Annotated in this window: 2 pseudogenes; one reads left to right on the forward strand and one right to left on the reverse strand. The window is 65.5% G+C overall.

What is annotated here, in order from left to right:
* Nucleotides 1-367: pseudogene (locus tag A5695_RS23905) on the reverse strand (SulP family inorganic anion transporter); the annotation flags it as partial.
* Between A5695_RS23905 and A5695_RS23910 the strand changes: the two are divergent.
* Nucleotides 360-612, forward strand: a pseudogene (locus tag A5695_RS23910) (SulP family inorganic anion transporter); the annotation flags it as partial. The pseudogenes A5695_RS23905 and A5695_RS23910 overlap by 8 nt on opposite strands.

A 612-nucleotide genomic window follows, 5' to 3' on the forward strand; every position in this document is an offset into this window, starting at 1 on the left:
CGAGCATGTCGATCTGCGGCCACCCGAAGCGCTGCACCAGCTTCCGTAGGACCACGGCCAATAACACCGCCGCGGTGCTCAGCGCCAGGGCGCGGTAGTTGATGTGGTCACCGTGGGTCAGCGTCAGCCACACGCGACGCAGGACCTGCATGTGGCCATTGCCCTTGTCCCGCACGCCGAGCGCGTTGCCCAGCTGACCGATGGCGAGCAGAAACGCCGCGGCCGCCATGAATCCGATGATCACCGACTCGGAGATGTAGCGGGTCAGGTTGCCCAGCCTGAACAGGCTGATCACGATCTGGAACGCCCCCACCAGCACGGCCAACAGGAACAGTCCCTCGAACAGTTCGGTCGCGTTCTCCGAGTCGGTGATCATCGGATTCATGGCGGCCGCGGCGTTTCTGCTCGCCATCGGTCAGCTGGGCAACGCGCTCGGCGTGCGGGACAAGGGCAATGGCCACATGCAGGTCCTGCGTCGCGTGTGGCTGACGCTGACCCACGGTGACCACATCAACTACCGCGCCCTGGCGCTGAGCACCGCGGCGGTGTTATTGGCCGTGGTCCTACGGAAGCTGGTGCAGCGCTTCGGGTGGCCGCAGATCGACATGCTCG

Source organism: Mycobacterium sp. E1747 (assembly GCF_001667775.1).
Lineage (GTDB): Bacteria > Actinomycetota > Actinomycetes > Mycobacteriales > Mycobacteriaceae > Mycobacterium.